The organism is Stenotrophomonas sp. STEN023 (genome assembly GCF_056760135.1).
Genome location: NZ_JBRREF010000044.1, coordinates 22,714 through 40,768, shown reverse-complemented (window position 1 = coordinate 40,768; position 18,055 = coordinate 22,714). Strand labels below are relative to the sequence as shown.

General features: G+C 60.9%; 15 protein-coding genes and 5 tRNA genes. 13 read left to right on the top strand and 7 right to left on the bottom strand.

The features are described 5' to 3' along the window. Nucleotides 1–148: 148 nt before the first annotated feature. The 9 genes from ACVOLV_RS13415 to ACVOLV_RS13375 all read left to right on the top strand — a co-directional run bounded on the left by ACVOLV_RS13415 (nt 149) and on the right by ACVOLV_RS13375 (nt 7,968). A complete protein-coding gene (locus ACVOLV_RS13415) occupies nt 149–655 on the top strand; it encodes a DUF1249 domain-containing protein (protein ID WP_481554832.1) in 507 nt (168 codons plus the stop codon). Between the two features lie 55 nt (nt 656–710). Beyond that, complete coding sequence (locus ACVOLV_RS13410; protein WP_303746534.1) at nt 711–1,199, top strand: NUDIX hydrolase; 489 nt, start codon at nt 711–713, stop codon at nt 1,197–1,199. Nucleotides 1,200–1,396: 197 nt separating this feature from the next. Continuing rightward, nucleotides 1,397–2,011, top strand: coding sequence for a CDP-alcohol phosphatidyltransferase family protein (locus ACVOLV_RS13405; RefSeq protein ID WP_303746532.1), 615 nt, complete (start codon nt 1,397–1,399; stop codon nt 2,009–2,011). 54 nt (nt 2,012–2,065) lie between these two features. Continuing rightward, nucleotides 2,066–3,208, top strand: coding sequence for a class III poly(R)-hydroxyalkanoic acid synthase subunit PhaE (gene phaE / locus ACVOLV_RS13400; protein ID WP_481554831.1), 1,143 nt, complete (start codon nt 2,066–2,068; stop codon nt 3,206–3,208). Continuing rightward, on the top strand, nt 3,205–4,272 hold the full coding sequence (gene phaC / locus ACVOLV_RS13395) for a class III poly(R)-hydroxyalkanoic acid synthase subunit PhaC (protein ID WP_481554830.1): 1,068 nt from the start codon (nt 3,205–3,207) through the stop codon (nt 4,270–4,272). The genes phaE and phaC overlap by 4 nt, the downstream gene beginning before the upstream one ends. Further along, nucleotides 4,269–4,643, top strand: coding sequence for a YfeK family protein (locus ACVOLV_RS13390; protein ID WP_481554829.1), 375 nt, complete (start codon nt 4,269–4,271; stop codon nt 4,641–4,643). The genes phaC and ACVOLV_RS13390 overlap by 4 nt, the downstream gene beginning before the upstream one ends. 45 nt (nt 4,644–4,688) lie before the next feature. Then, nucleotides 4,689–5,135 (top strand): hypothetical protein, encoded by a 447-nt coding sequence (locus ACVOLV_RS13385; protein WP_481554828.1) that lies wholly within the window; start codon nt 4,689–4,691, stop codon nt 5,133–5,135. Nucleotides 5,136–5,262: 127 nt separating this feature from the next. Continuing rightward, complete coding sequence (locus ACVOLV_RS13380; protein WP_303746527.1) at nt 5,263–5,478, top strand: hypothetical protein; 216 nt, start codon at nt 5,263–5,265, stop codon at nt 5,476–5,478. A gap of 114 nt (nt 5,479–5,592) precedes the next feature. Further along, nucleotides 5,593–7,968: a Tex family protein gene (locus ACVOLV_RS13375; protein ID WP_481554833.1), complete on the top strand. Its 2,376-nt coding sequence runs from the start codon at nt 5,593–5,595 to the stop codon at nt 7,966–7,968. Nucleotides 7,969–8,247: 279 nt separating this feature from the next. On the opposite strand, the gene ACVOLV_RS13370 is transcribed toward ACVOLV_RS13375, so the two are convergent. Next, nucleotides 8,248–8,334, bottom strand: a tRNA-Leu gene (locus tag ACVOLV_RS13370). 122 nt (nt 8,335–8,456) lie between these two features. Here ACVOLV_RS13370 and ACVOLV_RS13365 point away from each other — a divergent pair. Further along, nucleotides 8,457–8,825 carry a response regulator gene (locus ACVOLV_RS13365; RefSeq protein ID WP_481554827.1) on the top strand — a complete coding sequence of 123 codons (369 nt, stop codon included), beginning with the start codon at nt 8,457–8,459 and terminating at the stop codon, nt 8,823–8,825. Nucleotides 8,826–9,030: 205 nt separating this feature from the next. Here the strand turns inward: ACVOLV_RS13365 and ACVOLV_RS13360 are convergent, their stop codons facing one another. The 5 genes from ACVOLV_RS13360 to ACVOLV_RS13340 form a co-directional block, all read right to left on the bottom strand. Beyond that, the gene (locus ACVOLV_RS13360) at nt 9,031–9,306 is read right to left on the bottom strand and encodes a hypothetical protein (protein WP_481554826.1); all 276 of its coding nucleotides are present in this window, start codon (nt 9,304–9,306) and stop codon (nt 9,031–9,033) included. A 180-nt stretch (nt 9,307–9,486) separates the two neighbouring features. Beyond that, nucleotides 9,487–9,562, bottom strand: a tRNA-Glu gene (locus ACVOLV_RS13355). A gap of 51 nt (nt 9,563–9,613) precedes the next feature. After that, nucleotides 9,614–9,689: transfer RNA gene (locus ACVOLV_RS13350), tRNA-Ala, on the bottom strand. 134 nt (nt 9,690–9,823) lie between these two features. After that, nucleotides 9,824–9,899, bottom strand: a tRNA-Glu gene (locus ACVOLV_RS13345). Between the two features lie 51 nt (nt 9,900–9,950). Next, nucleotides 9,951–10,026 (bottom strand) — tRNA-Ala (locus tag ACVOLV_RS13340). A gap of 1,035 nt (nt 10,027–11,061) precedes the next feature. Here ACVOLV_RS13340 and ACVOLV_RS13335 point away from each other — a divergent pair. Continuing rightward, entirely contained in the window at nt 11,062–11,943 is an 882-nt protein-coding gene (locus ACVOLV_RS13335; RefSeq protein ID WP_481554825.1) for a hypothetical protein, read from the top strand. A gap of 226 nt (nt 11,944–12,169) precedes the next feature. Here ACVOLV_RS13335 and ACVOLV_RS13330 read toward each other — a convergent pair whose 3' ends face one another. After that, nucleotides 12,170–15,223 (bottom strand): ATP-binding protein, encoded by a 3,054-nt coding sequence (locus ACVOLV_RS13330; RefSeq protein ID WP_481554824.1) that lies wholly within the window; start codon nt 15,221–15,223, stop codon nt 12,170–12,172. Between the two features lie 192 nt (nt 15,224–15,415). On the opposite strand from ACVOLV_RS13330, the gene ACVOLV_RS13325 reads away from it, so the two are divergent. Continuing rightward, nucleotides 15,416–16,639, top strand: coding sequence for an EAL domain-containing response regulator (locus ACVOLV_RS13325; protein ID WP_481554823.1), 1,224 nt, complete (start codon nt 15,416–15,418; stop codon nt 16,637–16,639). A gap of 795 nt (nt 16,640–17,434) precedes the next feature. Next, the gene (locus tag ACVOLV_RS13320) at nt 17,435–17,830 is read left to right on the top strand and encodes a fimbria/pilus outer membrane usher protein (RefSeq protein WP_481554822.1); all 396 of its coding nucleotides are present in this window, start codon (nt 17,435–17,437) and stop codon (nt 17,828–17,830) included. The last annotated feature ends 225 nt before the right edge of the window (nt 17,831–18,055 follow it).

The following is an 18,055-nucleotide window of genomic DNA, read 5'->3' as shown; positions in this document are numbered from 1 at the left end:
AGCCATGCTCGGCAGCGGCGTTACCGGTAGAGCGCCTGCCGAGCATGGCTCGGCACTACAGGTGGGTTCCTGGGTAGAGCCTCTGCCGAGCATGGCTCGGCACTACCGGTGATGCCACTTGCACGCTGCGACGTGTAGGATCGGCTCCATGGCAGGCGCACTCTCCCGCATCGATCGCATTCCCAGGCTCAGCCGGCTCGGCTGGCTGATGGGTTTGTATGCGGAAAACCATGATCATCTGATGCGCCTGTTCGCGCCGGATAGGCTGCATGTTGGCAGTCACCTCTCCAGCATCGGCGATGGTCTGGATGTGCGTCTGGATGTGATCGAATGCCACCGCTATACGGTGGAGCTGCGCCTGACCTACGACCTGCGCGATCCGGTTACCGGCGAGCCGGATCCATCTGCGTTCGTGCGCCTGTACCGCGATGCGTGCCAGGCCGAAACCACGCATTGCTACGTTGGCCGGCGCTGGCAGGACGTCATGGGTATGTATCCGCCGCCGGAAGCGCTGATCAGCCACCGCATGCGCATGAATACCTTCCTTGGGAAATGGCTGGAATATTTGGCCGAACGTGGCCATAGCGTGGCCACGCTGCGCCGTATCGACGACACCGTCGTGCCGATGCGACGCATGGATGTGCTGCCGAGCTGAAGCGCGGCTTGCGCATCGGGCATACTGCACACCCTCTCTGGTTCCGGTTGTCGCTATGCCGTACACCCCGATCATGGCCACGCTCGGCTATGTGCTGTCTGCAGACGGCAGCAAGGCCTTGATGATCCATCGCAATACCCGTCCCGGAGACATGCACCTGGGCAAGTACAACGGGCTGGGCGGCAAGATGGAAGCCGACGAGGACATCCTCGCCTGCATGCACCGTGAGATCCGCGAAGAAGCCGGCATCGAGTGCGGCACGACGCGCTTGCGCGGCAGCATCAGCTGGCCGGGCTTCGGCAAGAACGGCGAGGACTGGTTCGCCTTCATTTTCGTCATCGATGATTTCACCGGCACGCCGATGGAGGTCAACCGCGAAGGCACCCTGGAATGGGTGGCGGTGGACCAACTGGAATCCCTGCCTTTGTGGGAAGGCGATCGCCATTTCCTGCCACTGGTTTTCGATGCGGACCCGCGCCCGTTCCACGGCGTGATGCCTTACCGCGATGGACGCATGCAGTCCTGGAGCTACACCCGCCTGTAATTGCTTGCTGGAGTGGTGTCATGTAGCCCGCTCCGGCGAGCAGCGGTGGCTTCGAGGCCGATGGAGTGATCCGGACGCGAAGGTGTCCGGGTCCAGTGGTGGTGTGTCGCACACCGGGCAAGCTGGCCAGGCGCGGGTACTGTCCACTGTTCAGCTGCTCGCGGTACCCTGTTGCCGTCCATGCACCGCGAGTTCCCATGAAACGCCATTTCTCGATGCTCCGTGAGTTCCAGCTTGCCGATTGGTTCACCCTCGGCAACGCCTTCTGCGGCACCGGTGCGGTGTTCGCGGCCATGCGCTTCCTGCAGGATGGCGAACGCGGCTTCCTGATGTTCGGCATGGCCTTGATCCCGTTGGCCTTCATCTTCGATGCGTTGGATGGGCGCGTTGCCCGTTGGCGGCAGTCCTCGTCCACCTTGGGGCGCGAGCTGGATTCGCTGGCCGACGTCATTTCCTTTGGTGTGGCGCCTGCGGCACTGGCCTATGCCTGCGGCATGCAGGGCGGCTGGGATTGGCTGATCCTGAGCTATTTCGTCTGCTGCGGCGTCAGCCGGCTGGCCCGTTACAACGTCACCGCCGAGGAGATCGCTGGTGAGTCGGACAAAGTGCCGTATTTCGAAGGCACGCCGATCCCCACCAGCCTGGCGCTGGTTATCGTCCTGGCCTTGGCTGCCCACTTCAGTGCGATCGGCCCGGCGCTGTGGGGCGGCAGCTGGCAGCTGGGTCCGTGGCAGCTGCATCCGCTGGTCCTGCTGTTCGCGCTGTCCGGCTCGCTGATGATCAGCAAGACGCTGCGTATTCCCAAGCCCTGACGCCGGTAGGCCGGTCGCGTTGCTATCATCCACGGGCATCCCGGGAGTAAGGCAATGGCGGCGGCAGGCAACAACGACAACACGGATTTCGAGGCCAGCATGCGCGGCTACTGGGACGCTTGGTCACAGGCCATGCAAGGTTCCGGCGCGGCGACGGGCGGCGATTTCCCCTGGCGTGAAAGCATCGCCCAATGGACTCGGTTGGTCAGCACTGACACGCCTCCAGAAGTTCAGGCGCTGGGCGCGCGGTTCCAGCATCAGGCCGGCGATTGGCTGGGCATGATGCAACAGGTGGCCGCGCGCTTCGCCGGCAAAGACACCTCGGCGGCCGAAGTGGCCGGCGCATGGCGCGACGCCGTGCAGGCAGGGCAGGGAGATGACTTGCTGCAGTGGATGCTGGGCGCCGCGCGCGGTGGCAATGCATTGAACGACCAGCCCTGGCTGCGCGAGTTCGCCAAGGCCGCACAAGCTGGCTTTGGCGGTGGCGATTGGTTGAACGCGCCGGCATTTGGCCCGGCCCGCGAGCACCAGGCGCGCTGGCAGGCCTTGTTGAAAATCCAGCAGGAATACCAGACGCGCGCCGAAGCTTACGTGGATACCATTCGCGCCGTTCTGGACGATGCATTCAAGCGTTTCGAGGCCAAGCTGGCCGAGCACGAAGTGCCGGGCAGCCAGCTGACCAGTGCCCGCGCGATGTTCGATCTGTGGATCGATGCCGCCGAGGAAGCCTATGCAAAGGTAGCGCTCTCCGAAGACTTCCAACGCATTTATGGGGAGTTGGCCAACGCCCAGATGCGGCTGCGTGCAGCCTCGCAGAGCGAGCTGGAGCGCGCCTGCGATGCGATGGGCGTGCCGACCCGCACCGAAATGGATGCCGCGCATCGGCGCATCGCCGAGCTTGAGCGGCAGGTACGGCGTTTGATCGCTGCTACTCAGCAGGCGGGCCCGGCAGCGCAGGGCGCAGTAGCGGGCAAGGCGGCAACGCCTTCGCAGTCCAAGCCCGCTGCCAAGCCGGTGAAACCTGAGCCAAAACAGGCAGCGACAAAGGCGTCGAAAGCAGTCGTCAAGAAGTCCGCCGGTTCATCCGCGCAGAAGCCTGCGGCCAAGAAGGTAGTAGCAAAGAAAGTGGTGGCGAAGAAAACCGCTGCCGCCGCCAAGCCGAAAGCAACACCGGCCCGCCGCAGGAGCAGCAAATGAAAGGCCCGCTGGGTTTTGGCAACGACGACCTGCTGCAGGAAACCCTGCAATGGCAGCGCAAGCTGGTCGATGGCTTGAAGCTGCTGCCCGGCGTTGAAGACGTCGACTATGGCGTCACCGAGCGTCAGGAAGTGTGGAGCGACGGCAAGGTCAAGTTGTATCGCTTCGTCAGCGATCAGGCCGATGCCAGCAAGCCACCCTTGTTGATCGTCTACGCCTTGGTCAACCGGCCTTACATGGTTGATCTGCAGGATGGCCGCTCGCTGGTGCAGAAGTTGTTGGCGCTGGGGCAGGACGTGTATGTGCTGGACTGGGGCTATCCGGATCGCTCAGAGCGCTTCCTCACCCTGGAAGACTACCTGCTGCGCTACATCGACGGCGCGGTCGATTACCTGCGTGCGCAGCGTGATGGTGCGCCGGTCAACCTGCTTGGCATCTGCCAGGGCGGTGTTTTTGCGCTGTGCTACAGCGCGTTGCGCCCGCACAAGGTGCAGAACCTGATCAGCATGGTGACGCCGGTGGACTTCCACACTGCAGACAACATGCTCTCGCATTGGGCGCGCCACGTGGACGTGGATCTGTTCGTCGATACCCTCGGCAACATCCCGGCTGACCTGATGAACGCCAGCTACCTGATGCTCAAGCCGTTCCGCTTGAACGTGCAGAAGTACGTGGGATTGATGGATATCCTCGACGACAAGCAAGCGCTCGAGGATTTCCTGCGGATGGAGAAGTGGATCTTCGACTCACCGGATCTGGCGGGCGAAACTTTCCGCGAGTTCGTCAAGCAGTTCTATCAAGGCAATGGCCTGATGAATGGCAGCATCCGCATCGGCGACGAGCTGGTGGATCTGACCAAGGTGCAGATGCCGATCTTGAACATCTATGCCGAGCAGGACCATCTGGTTCCGCCGTCCGCATCCAAGGCGATGCAGGCGCAGGTTGGCAGCACCGATTACACCGAGCTGGGTTTTCGCGGTGGCCACATCGGCATCTATGTGTCGGGGCGCGCCCAGCGCGAAGTACCTGGCGCCATCAATGATTGGTTGGGGGAGCGCGCATGAAGCTGGTTCGCAATTTCCTGATGGCTGCAAGCTTGGCGCTGGCCGCGCTACCAGCAAGTGCCGCTCCCAATGCGGCAACCCAGCGTGAGATCAGCGGGCTGATGCAGGCGCTGGAAACCTCCGGCTGCCGCTTTCAGCGCAATGGCACCTGGTACGACGCAGTGGCAGCGCGCGGCCACCTGCAGCGCAAATACGATTACCTGCTCAAACGCGACATGGTCGACAGCAGCGAGCAGTTCATCGATCGTGCCGCCAGCCGCAGCAGCATGAGTGGCAAGGCGTACAAGGTGTCCTGCAGTGGCGCGCAGGAGCAGGACGCCTCGGCGTGGTTCCTGCAGCAGCTGCGTCGCCTGCGTGCGCCGGCCGGCTGAGATGAGTCGGCCGGTCACCAGAACCAAGCAGCGGAGCTGAGCCTCATGCAGCTCGCGATGGCTCCGATGTGGCTGCGCATTCTGGGTGGAATCTGGACCTCGCCCAACACCTTGATCGGCCTGATCGGCGGCGCACTGGGTGCGCTTGCCGGTGCGCGTCCCTATTGGAGTCGCAAGGAATGCACACTGGTGTTCCGGCGTTGGCCTTGGGGGCCGGGCGGTGCGATCACCTTCGGCATGGTGATCCTGCACACCGGCGATGACCTGGACGGTTTGTGCCTGACCTACGAGCACCGCGCCGGGCGTTGCGTGCAGCCGCGCGTGCGCCTCGGCGATCACGAGCGCGCGCATGTTTTTCAGTACCTGGTATTGGGCCCGTTTTTCCTGCCGGTCTACCTGTTGTGCGGAGGCGTGAGCGTGCGTAACCCATTCGAGCGTGCGGCGGATTATTACGCCATGCACGGCCGTGGTTGGTGGCCTGCGCGGCACTGAAAGCGGCGGTCGTCGATGTTGTTGCAATGAACGCTGACATCAAACGACAACCTTTTATGTACATCTCTGTAACGTATCCCCGCGTATCGTTGCACCTGTTACAGATCCAACAGGAGCACGACCCACCATGGCAATTGTTCTTTATATCGGTGGCAGCAAGGATGGCGATAAGGGTGTGTTGCCCTACGGCTTCAGCAAAACCCGCGCAGATACCGAGCATGGCCCGGAAATTTACGTAGAACGGATGATGCCAGTGACCGGCAGGGGCTCGATGCGCGTAATGGTGCTGGAAGACCTGCGTGACGATGTCGCCAGCCAACGGCTGTACAAGCATCTGGCCTGAGTATTCAGCTACACGCGCCGGGCAACAGGTCCGGCGCGTGCTGTCAACGGCTTTCCCCAGCGCCCGCGCATTGCCAGAATGGCAGCTCCCGTCACCGTGGCTACCGCACCGGCAATGCAAGACATCAAGCTCGCGCAGCAGATCGCGCAGACAATCGCCGACGAGATCGGCGCACAGGCCAGTCAAACCAAGGCAGCCATCGCGCTGTTGGATGAGGGCGCCAGCGTTCCGTTCATTGCCCGCTACCGCAAGGAAGTGACCGGCGGCCTGGATGATACCCAGCTGCGTAATCTTGAAAGTCGGCTTACCTATCTGCGCGAGCTCGAGGATCGCCGCAAGGCCGTCCTGTCCAGCATCGACGAACAGGGCAAGCTCAGTGACGCCTTGCGCGAGCAGATCATGGGCGCGGATACCAAGTCGCGGCTGGAAGACCTGTACCTGCCATACAAGCAGAAGCGTCGTACGCGTGCGCAGATCGCCCGCGAAGCAGGACTGGAGCCGCTGGCCGATGGCCTGCTTGGCGATCCGATGTTGGACCCGCAGGTCTTCGCTGCAGGTTTCATCGACGCCGAAAAGGGCGTTGCAGACACCAAGGCTGCACTCGAGGGCGCGCGCGCCATCCTGATGGAGCGTTGGGGCGAAGACGCTGCGTTGGTTGGTGAGTTGCGCAGCTGGTTGGCTGGCAACGGCATCATCCGTGCGCGGGTAGCCGAAGGCAAGGAAGCCGAGGGCGCCAAGTACCGCGATTACTTCGAGCATGCCGAAGCGTTGGCAAAGATTCCCTCGCACCGCTTGCTGGCCTTGTTTCGCGCGCGTCGCGAGGAGTTCCTGTTCCTTGAGTTGGACCCGGGCAGCGATGCTGAAGCCGGGCACCAGTATGCGGAGGGCCGCGTTGCATTCAACGCAGGCATCGCCAACAAGGAGCGCCCGGCCGATCGTTGGCTGCTGGATGCCTGCCGCCTGACCTGGCGCGCCAAGCTGCATATGCACCTGCTGCTGGACCTGTTCAATCAGGCACGCGAGAAAGCCGAGGCCGAGGCGATCACGGTGTTCGGCGATAACCTGAAAGATCTGATGCTGGCAGCGCCGGCTGGGCCGAAGGCAGTGCTGGGGCTGGATCCGGGCATCCGTACCGGTTGCAAGATCGCCGTGGTCGATGCGACCGGCAAGTTGCTGGCCACCGATACGGTGTATCCGCACGAACCGCGGCGGCAATGGGAGCAGTCGCTGCAGACGATCAAGCAGTTGTGCATCAAGCACAACGTCGAGCTGATCGCGATTGGCAACGGTACCGCGAGCCGTGAGACCGACAAGCTGGCCGGTGAGGCAATCGCTGCCTGCGCCAATTCCAAGCTGCAGAAAGTGGTGGTCAGCGAAGCTGGCGCATCGGTGTATTCGGCGTCTGAGTTTGCTGCCAAGGAATTCCCGGATTTGGATGTGTCGCTGCGCGGGGCGGTCTCGATCGCACGGCGCCTGCAGGATCCCTTGGCCGAACTGGTCAAGATCGAGCCCAAAGCAATTGGCGTGGGCCAATACCAGCATGATGTCGACCAGTTCCGCCTGGCCAAGGCCCTGGATGCGCGCGTTGAAGACTGCGTCAACGCCGTTGGCGTCTTCGTCAACACGGCATCGGCCGCACTGCTGACCCGCGTTTCGGGTCTGTCGGCAACGGTGGCTGAAAACATTGTCCGTCACCGCGACGAGAACGGCCCGTTCAAGCGCCGCAAGGATCTGTTGAAGGTGTCGCGCCTGGGCGACAAGACCTTTGAGCAATGCGCGGGCTTCCTGCGGATTGCCGATGGCGACGAGCCGCTGGACGCCTCCGCGGTTCACCCGGAAGCGTATCCGGTGGTCGAGCGCATCGTCGCTGCTGCTGCAAAGCCGATCAAGGCGTTGTTGGGTGACGGCAGTTACCTGCGTAGTCTGAAGGCCGAGCAGTTCACCGACGACAAGTTCGGTGTGCCTACCGTGCGTGACATCCTCAAGGAAATGGAGAAGCCAGGCCGCGATCCACGCCCCGAGTTCAAGGCCGCGCGTTTTGCCGAGGGCGTTGAGGACATCAAGGATCTGCGCGAAGGCATGATTCTGGAAGGCGTAGTCAGCAACGTTGCCGCGTTTGGTGCCTTCGTCGATATCGGCGTGCACCAGGATGGCCTGATCCACATCTCCGCCTTGTCCGACACCTTCGTCAAAGACCCGCGTGATGTGGTCAAGGCGGGCGACATCGTCAAGGTCAAAGTGCTGGAAGTGGACGTGCCGCGCAAGCGCATCGCGCTGACCCGGCGTCTGGAAGATGCGCCCGCGCCCGCCAGGAAGCCCGAGCGCGATGAGCGCAATGCAGGGCAGGGGCGTGGTCCGGGTGCTGGACGAGATGGTGGTCAGCGCGGTCAGCGCAACCCGGGCAATGGTGGCGGCCGACCGACAGTATCTGCTGCACCGGCGAACAACGCACTGGCCGATGCGTTCGCACGGGCCAAGCGCGGCAGCTGAGTTCGCAGGCGAAGAATCCACTGATCTTGTGGGAGCGGCGTAAGCCGCGAAGCAGATGCATCGCCAGGCAGCCCGAAATCCCGATGCTTCGGCACTGTCAGCTTCGCGGCTTACGCTGCTCCCACAACAAATCGGTGCTATGCCGGGTATCCGGCATCGCTTTTCGGGCGGGTGATCTGTCTTTGTAGTTCAGTTCGCGCAGGGCTTGGAGCATCGCAAGCTGGAAGCATTGGCCAAATTTCAGGCAAAGAAAAAGGCACCTAAGGTGCCTGTTCTCTCTGGTGCCGAAGGGGGGACTCGAACCCCCACGCTTTTAAGGGCGGCGGATTTTGAATCCGCTGCGTCTACCGATTCCGCCACTTCGGCTGGCAGGAGCGGAATTATAGCGAAGCTTTCGCCACTTGGGCAGGCCCAGACCAAAAATATTTCTGTAATACCTGTTTCGGCGACTGGCTATACTTCACCCGATCCGGATACAGGGGCAGGCGATGGGCTCGCTCGAAGGTACGAGAGTGCTGGTCGTGGAGAACGACGAGTTGAATGCCATGCTGCTGCAGATGCAGTTGGAGATGGAAGGCATGCAGGTTGGTGGTGTCGCCGCCTCGGTCAGCGCTGCACTGCAGATGATCGATGAACTGCAGCCACAGCTGGTGTTCCTGGACTATTGGCTGGCATGCAATGAGAACAGCAGCCCGGTTGCCGAATGTCTGCGGCAGCGCGGCATTCCTTTTCTGGTCGCCACGGGAATGGATATCAATCAACTGCCCGAAGTGTTCGATACCGGGGTGAAGCTGTCCAAGCCATACACCGGAAGAGATCTCAGCCAAGCGCTGCAACGCGCGCTAGCGCCAGCCTAAGCTTGGGCAGTGCCAACCTGTAGTGCCGAGTCATGCTTGGCAGGGGCGTTTGCGGCAGTGCTTCGATCTGCGACATCGATGTTGGGGTGGCGTAAGTCGCGAGGCTGACAATATCGGGAACATCCAGGTGTGGCGCTGCCGCCTGCGGGATCTGTGGCTTGGCGGCTTACGCCGCTCCTGCAAAAGCCAGCAACCGCATACGGCTTCAATGCTGTCCGCGGCTTCGCTGCAGGGCGCCGCCCTTGGCGCCTAGCAGGAGCAATAGAATCCCGACGCCGAGAATCGACCAATGCTGCATGCGATCGCCGCTGGTGATGTACACCGTGCGATCCGATCCTTTTACCTTGAACTCAATGACCTCACCTTTGCCGGGGTCGGGTGCTTGCGAGCGTTCGGCAAAGAGATGGTTGGCATGCAGCGTCGTCCCCGCGAACGCTAGAAGTGCCCCGGCCAACAAGATGGCGAGTGCTTTCATGTTCATTGGATAGCTCTTGCCGTTACCAGCCCCAAGTAGCCCCTCAAGTATGCTGGCGCGGGATGCTGGCTGTCGATGAAGGCCTGGCTGGATGTTGGTTGCTTCGTTCGGCCCGGGTGAGCAGGGCGGCATCGCAATAAATCGCAGGCAAGAAAAAAGCCTCGATTGCTCGAAGCTTTTTAGAAGTGGCGTCCCCACGGGGATTCGAACCCCGGTCGCCACCGTGAAAGGGTGATGTCCTAGGCCTCTAGACGATGGGGACGCGTATTCTTCAAAACTCAAATTGTAGATTCAGGCGGCCTAAGGCCTGAATTGGTGGAGCCAAGCGGGATCGAACCGCTGACCTCCTGCATGCCATGCAGGCGCTCTCCCAGCTGAGCTATGGCCCCACGTTGTTGCTAGCCCGCCATTATAACGGGTTTTTATCGAATTGGAAGCTTTTTATTCTTCCGTGCAATCTCTTGGGAAGATTGCTTCGATAAAAAAAGACCCGATACGGCTGGGTCCGTTTGTACCTGATGAATGGCGTCCCCACGGGGATTCGAACCCCGGTCGCCACCGTGAAAGGGTGATGTCCTAGGCCTCTAGACGATGGGGACGCGTTATACTCATCAAATTGTCGACAATCCGAACGGCCTAATGTTCGGATTTGGTGGAGCCAAGCGGGATCGAACCGCTGACCTCCTGCATGCCATGCAGGCGCTCTCCCAGCTGAGCTATGGCCCCGGTGTTACGTTGTTACGTCGTTGCCGAGAACGAAATAATAGCGGGGCTTCATATTTCCCGCAAGCGATTTGTGAAGAAATTTCTTTATCCAATGAGACGGGCCTGAAAAGGCGCGATCTGTCGTCTTGGTGAGTGGGGGGGGGGGCTCGGACTGGTTGCGGCGCCTGATGCAGCACCTGCCCTGGAAGGGGGCTGCAGCATGCAGCGGCGAAGTCCGACGCCAACACGCTCTGATCGCGGACATCCTGCGCTTCAGGCCTTTGGCACCTTATAGGTCATGAAGGTACACAGGGACGCTGCCTTGAGAAGCTTGCTTCTGGTAATGCTGCTGGGGTTGATCAATGCAGACGCGGAGGCGCAGGAGTCGATGGTCTACAAGTGCCTGGAGGGCGAGCGGCATGCCTATCAATCCACACCATGCCTTGGCGTCGAGCTGAGGCACTGGGCCATGCCACCAGAAGTCGTTGATGGCGGATCGATGGATGACCGCGCGTCAATGCGGGCTCAATCACGACAGGGCGATCGATCGCAGAATCCAAAATCGTCGAGCACGCGGCAACGGAACAAAGGCGGTATGACAATCGATGCTTGCACTCAAGCCCGGGCGGGTCGAGATCGGGCATACGCCAAGGCTGGGTTGAAACGTGACTTTGCCATGTCGAGTTACTGGGACAACAAAGTTCACCAGGCATGCTGGTAGGTATCAGGATCCTTTCCTTTGCAACGCAAGCATCAACCGCCGATGTCGCGCGCAGTCTATTGGCGTAACGATGTGCACCTCGGGCTGGTGTCGTTTGAGTTGGTGATGTTGATCATGGGCGCTCACGTGAAAATGGTCTGTGTGCCGGACACCCATGCCGGATCCGGGTGCTGCGACCATCGTTTAGGACTGGGCCAATGGGCCGCAATGCAGCCCATTGGGTTCTCCTCGTAGAGAGACTTCTTTGGGGCTGCACAGGAATGAATTGTCGGCTTTGCTCGCGTGGCTCAGGTTGCGAGCACGCGTACTCAACGCCTGTCGCAGCTCGCAGTCTGATGCAGCTGCGCCACTTCGTAGCGGTATCTGGCAACGACGGCGCCGGCACACTGCTCGCCTTGCTGCAGGCGTGCTCCATCCACGTATTTGCTGCAACAAACCGCTTGAGGGATATCCTCATGAAAAAGACACTTGTCGTTCAGTACCTCACCGCCGGCTTGCTTGCGACGCTGGTGATGTCAGCAGATGCATGGGCTGCAATCATCTGCACAACGAATACAGGCAGTCCTGCGGTTCTGACGCTTGATTCAGTCGCGCCGATGGTCAAGGACGCAGATCTTGCGAATGGAGGTGCCCCTGCAACCTATGATGGGTGGGCGGTGCGCTCGGGCGCAACCAAGGTCAGCTGTGAAGGAGCACCGGTGGAAGGCGTCCTGGCTCATTGGGTGGGCACAACGGGGGCTGAGGTGGATGCCAGTGTCTATGCCACTGGTATCCAGGGAGATGGGCTGCGGATAGCTCTTTCTCAGGCCACGTACCTGCCTTGCGTAGCGGTGTCTCCCAGTAGCATTGCAACGGCCTCAAATGTGCCGCTCAAGCTGGAGATAAATACCGTTGCCATTACACAGCCCGGCACGCTTGATGGGGATATCTCGAAAGCCAGTTTTCCGACTGTGGACGACTTCAAGTGGGCGTTGATTGTACTTGACGGTTCGCTGGAGACCTCCTCGTTGACGCCAGCCTGCAAGGTCGCCACGGCCGTGTTGACAGCCAATCCTGGCAACGTGCAAGCCCGTGAGTTCAACGGCAGTGGCTCTTCGTCAACGCCACGCGAGTTTGATACGGATCTGGACTGCTCCGGGGGCGTGCGGCGGGGGTGGTTGCAGTGGCGGCGACGATTACCGATGCAGGTGACCCTCGAAATATCTCCGACAGGATGACGCAGACAGCTGCATCTCAAGCGATTGGCGTCACGATTCAGGTGCTCAGGGATGGTCAGGTGCTGAAAATCGGACCGGACTCATCGGCGACGGGCACAGCCAAACAGTGGTCGGCGGGTCAAGTGGCGAATGGGCTGTTCGGTAGTGCCGTGGCTGCGCGCTACCTGCAAACGGCGGGGACTGTAACGGCCGGCACTGCCAACGGGCGCGTGACATTTACCACCAGTTACCCCTGATTTTCTTGAGGAGCGGGTTGTCTTCGCCTGCGCTCCAATGCCTCAAGGGCTGCCTGATGGAACTCGGACAAGGCGACCTGCAATTCGTTCAGGTGTTGCTGTTGCAGCAAGTCCTCCATCGCAGCGCACCTCTGCGCAAGAGCTGCTTCGTGGATGAAGGCGAAGGCGCCTCGGAGAGAATGCAGGTGCTTGCCGATGACTTCACTGGTCATGGCAGATGAGTCACCCGGTTGGGCCGGATGCAAGACTCGATTGATGGCGAGCACCGAGTCATCCAGAGATTCCAACAGGGGGATATGCACCTCCGGTGGCAGGGCTCCGCTGGCAATATCCCACTGCTGCGGCACCGACGATGTGGGCGGGGGGTGATTCCCAAGTTGGGCTAGCGTCGTGCGCAGCGCCTTGAGGAGGACTGGTTTGATGAGGATGCTATCGATGCCGGCTTCTTTGCTGCGTGATCTGTCGCGGTCCGAGGCATGTGCGGTAACCGCGATGATGGGGGTGGTGACCCCGCGGTCGCGCAGGCAGCGCGAGAAGGTGAAGCCATCCATGCCCGGCATGTTCAGATCGGTCAGGATCAGCTCGTAATTCTGGCTTTTGAACGAAGCTATCGCAGAGCCGCAGTCTTCAAATGTATTCGCGCTGCATCCCAGTGCCTCCAGCTGCAACTGCAACAGTCTTCTGTTGGCGGGGTGATCGTCAACTACCAGTACGTGCAACGCGGGGCGTTGTTGTATTGCGGCTCGGGCAGCCAACGAGTCTTCTTCGACGGACGTAGCTCCGGCAAGCGGTGGTAGCGGCAAGGTAACGAGGAACGTGCTGCCCTGGCCGGGGCTGCTCTTCACTTCGATACTGCCTTGCATCAGTTCCGCCAGGCGTCTGCAAAGAGCAAGGCCCAGCCCGGTGCCGCCATAGCGTCGGGCGATGGTGGAGTCAGCTTGGGAAAAGGTGTTGAACAACGACGCCTGCTGTGCGGGGCTCATGCCGATGCCGGTGTCGCTCACGCCAAGCACAATGGCCGAGTCGCTGGCCTCGTCATCCTGCAGATAGACCTCGACCAGTACATCGCCTGCTTCGGTGAACTTGATCGCGTTGCTGATGAGGTTGAAGATGATCTGGCGAATACGCGTCGGGTCGCCCAGGTACCGAGAGTGCAGGCCATCATCAATGATGAGGTCAATTGCCAGCCCTTTGGCCTGCGCCATCGGCGAGAACATATCAATGCTTTGCTGTGCTATTTCCTTCAGGTCTACGGGTATCGCCTCAATCGTCATCTGTCCGGACTCGACCTTGGAAAAGTCAAGAATGTCATTGATGATATTCAGCAGGGCAGAGGATGACGAAGTGACCGCATGTAGTCGACTGCTCTGTTCTGCAGTCAACGTAGTGCGTTCCAGTAGCTCAAGATTGCCGAGGATTGCGTTGAGCGGCGTACGAATTTCGTGGCTCATGATTGCCAGGAAAGTCGACTTGGCTTCGTTTGCGGCTTCCGAGGCCATGCGTGCGCTTTCCAGCGCCTGCTCGACTTTCTTGCGCAGGGTGATGTCGGTGAAGTTGCATAGCAATACATCCATTCCCCGGTACTTGGTGGGGACAATGCTTACCAATAGAGCGCAGTCGGCACCTTCAGCTGTCTGGATGTTCAGTTCGACACCCGGCGATGCAATGGCGTCGGCCTGATGTGCGCGGAATGCATCGAGAAAGTCCATATGCAGGGGGTGCGTTGGATCCGCCTTGGCCTGCGCATATGACGCCATGACCGCGTTCTGCAACAGAACTTCGCCGGTAGCAGGCGAAACTAGCGCTTGGCCGAACGGTGCGCTTTCCACCATCGTGCGGTTGAGGTTCTCGCTCTCGACTATCCGCTCCGAGCGCACGTAGCCGGGGCGGAAAACCTTGTGTTCAATCAGCAATAGAACAGCCCAAACAAAACCTATTGCCAGCAACATTGCGCCAATATAGGCCAGCAGAGTTGGCCATAGCGCGGTGATGATAGTCCGCCAAGAGAAGGTGTGAATCAGCTGCCAGCCGGTGTTGGCAGCTGATACGGGGTCTGTGGCGACAAAGCGCCCATCCATCTTTTCGAACCTGCCGCGCTTGTCGGCAGGCGCCCCTGTGGCCCAGCGTTTGACCGGGAACCGCGCAATCTGGCGAGCGTCTGGCTGCTGTAAGCCGAGGAATAGGTCGCCTTGTGGATTGGCGATCATCCAGAACTCGTCGGTCTGCGTTGAGTTCAACGAGGCAGTCACCAGCTCTACGGGGTAGGAGGCGATGAATACCGCAAACGGTTGATCGTCGACGAAGCCATGCTGCCGCAGCAGCATCGAGGGCCGGCCTGTGAGTGGGTCGTTTGCAACGGCCAGCCACATGGGGCCCACGGGCGGAAGGGGACGCTCGCTGTTGGCGGTAGGTGGCTGCCAGTCGGGAGTAAGCCGCTGGATGAGGGCAGGGGTGGATTCGCTGCCATGTGTGGCGAGTAATTGGCTATCCGTTAGCGGGCCTGCTCCCAAGAAGGTGCGGTGTGGGTTGGAGAAGTAGATTGATGCCGTCAAGGCGCGAGCGAATGTCCCTGCCTGATGGCTGACTTCATCTGCCAGCTTGAGGTACGGGGCGAAGCTCTCCAGCGAATGACCCTGGTCGGTGTCGCCAAGAACCAGCACATGCGGCGAGTTGGCGGAGCGCTGGATCGTCATGCGCCCGTTGCTGTCGGCGAATCGCTTGACCAGCTCCGGGTCTGGTTTCTGTCTTGACTCCCATGCGTACTCTTCCTGCGCCGTGGTAATGCGCAAGGCACCTTCGCGCACTGCAAAGAAGGATTGCAGTGCGATGCGGCGACTGGTCTGGTCGGCGTATCTTTCTGCGATGTAGTCCTTGATCTGCGAATGGATGACGACCGCCGTCACTGCACCGAGGATCAGCGTCGTGAGGATGCCGCCCACATAGAGCAGCCGGCGTTGGTGCCTGCTCAGCAGCTTCAAGGCATTTCCACGGGCGGGTGTTTGAGGGCTGGCGGCATCTTCCCAGGGTGCTGTGCCGTAGGCCATTTGGGATTCCACTTGCGGCTGGCAGTTGCCCATTGTTGCAGCAAAAACCCAGGTTTCACGGCATTGTCCGAGCCGTGCAGGGGGAATATTCGGACTTGGCCGATGTAGGCCCGACGGCTGCGCTGGAACAATGACTTCATCGAAAGCCGTCCTTTCCCTGATACCGCCGCTCCTGGCGTGGAGACAGCACCCATGAACGCTCTTGCTCAATTTGTGTCGCCACGACCGGAAGCCCGGATGATCCAGAATGCGCTGCTGGTTGACGGCAATGAACTGCAACATCTTCCGATGGTCAAGATGCTGCGTCAATCAGGGGTGTCTGAAGTGATTTCAGCCCTGGACGGTTGCCGCGCGGTCGCCGCCTTGCGGGAGCGCAGCTGGGATCTGGTCATCCTGGATCTGGACATCACCGACCTGACCGGCTTGCAGGTGATCGACTTGCTGGCCGAGCGCTGCCGGTCGGCTCGGCTGGCGGTCGTCAGCAGCCAGCCGAGTCGTATCCTGAATGCAGCGTCGGCGTATGCAACCCATCGCGGTCTCAGTGTGGTTGCCGCGCTGCGCAAGCCACTGAGGCAGGAGCAGATCCGGGGCATCATCGCCTCGTCGATGGAGTTGGCCGTGCAGGGCGCGGAAGTCGTGAGCCAGCCAGTCGCACAGGAGTTCACCTGCGACGAGCTGCGCGGGGCGTTGCTGGATCAGCAGATCCAAGCCTACTTCCAGCCCCAACATTGCGCCATCACCGGGCAGCTGCGCGGTGCCGAGCTGTTGGCACGCTGGCATCGTGCGGACGGTTCGGTGCTGGCCCCAGCAGCTTTTCTCCCCGCGATCGAGCGCGCAGGTTTGCTGGAGGCATTTACCGATTACATGTTGTCGTGCGCCTTTGATTGCATCGCAGAGGAAGATTCGGCGTCGTCGCTTTTGATGGCGGTCAATGTTCCTGCGCAAGTGGCGACGGGCGTTCATTGGGCGCAGAGCGTTGCCGATCACGCCTATCATGCAGGCGTCGACCCGAGTCGGATGGTGATCGAGGTCACGGAAGATGGCGGCGAGCGGTGCAACCCCGCGTTGGCTGGGGCCGTCACTCAATTACGTTTGCGAGGCTTCAACTGCGCCATCGATGATTTCGGCAGCGGCGACTCGTCGTTGGACAGGCTGTTGCAGGTCCCGTTCAACGAATTGAAGATCAATCGCAACATGTTGGTGGAAGCACGCGATCATGCCCATGCCCGCTGCCTGCTCGCCAGCACGATTGCAATGGCTCGGCAGATGGTTGCCACGGTAGTTGTCGAGGGGGTGGAAACCTATATGGATCTGGACATGGTGCGCAGCTTGGGTTGCCACACGACCCAAGGCTATCTGCATGGGCGTGCAATGACCAAGACGGATTACGTGCACTACATAGCGCAGCTGAGCTGACCATAAGCTGGTCTGGAAGTCGCAGCACCTCATCCCAGGGTTGATGGATGGTCGTTATGCCGCAGGCGCACTGTGCCGTAGTGCGCCCGCGTGTTTCCACGAAGGCGATTAAACTGTGCTCCTCGGGTTGATTCTCAGGCAAGCCTGATAGTCATCGCATCGAAACCGGCAGCCACGACCGGAATGCAGGATTGCCAGACGGCGATCCGTGCCTCTTGATTCACCATCCGCCGGTGTCGCTGATGATGCAGCGACCAGCCCACGATACGTTGGCCAAGCAGGTCAAGGACAAGGCATAAATGCGGCTTGCTCTGCTGTGTCCGGATCTCCGTGATATCGGTGGCCTGCTTGGTCGCCAGTTCCAGCGCAGTGAAGTCAAGTTACAGACACATACGCATGCCGTGGTGTGGCTGCGCAGGTGGCCTGTGCTGGACTCAAGCAAGCGCTACGCAAACTGGAAGCGGTAGCCATCGACTGAGCTGTGCATGCGATCTGCCAGTGACAGCTACCAGTGTCGCGCTCTCAGCCTAGCGCTGCTCCACCTCGGGCTATGTGGGCTTGGATGAAGCCATGCTTGCGAGCGAAGTAGCAGGCCCAGGCGCAGTTGATCAAGTTCAGAGGCAACACAGCCGGGCGTCGCCGACCCTGGGTCTGCGGTTTGGCGGCAGCGGTGAGCGGTTGAGTGCTACTGCAATGGCCGGTAGTTTCGGTGCGCCTGCGGCAGGCTCCCGGGCATCGTTGAGCCCGCGCGGCGCCGTTGCCGGTCATGCCGGTGCTGCCACATTTCCGTAACTCGTGTCCGAAACATTTGGTCTGGTACGGGTGCCTGATGCGCATGGGGCACATGTGCTAAATGCCTCTGGTGTGTGGGTAGACCGGTCTAGCTACGCGGTGACTCCCTACCTGTCTCCGTGTAGGAGCAACAGTATTCGGATCGACCCCAGGGGGCTGTCTACCGGCACAGAACTGAGAGCCAGCAGTCAGCAGGTGATGCCGCGCGCAGGCCTGGTTCCGTTGGTTCGATGTGCCGCGACTTCTGGGCGTTCTGAGCTGCTGCAGTTTGAGATGCCTGGCGGGCGCAAGCTCCCGTTGGGCGCCGGGGGGGCAGGATCAGGCAGAGCTGGAGGCGGGAGAGGTGGGGGCCAGCCGGAAGGGTTCGCGCGCGCGGGCTACAGGAGCAGGGCGGGCTAAATGTGATCTGGGGCGATTACGCCAGCCCCGTCTGCAGGGTCGATTGCCGACTGCCGACTGCCAGTGCGAGGGAGCAATTCACATGTTCCGGCTATCCCCCGACCTGCGAAGAGGCTCCTGTGCGATAGGGCTGTGGTCCCGTGTGGCGTGGCGTGCGGGTGGAGCCGGCCGCCCTTGGGGAGGCCATAGTGGGGTCCGGCTCAAAATTTTCTCATTAATCTTTGT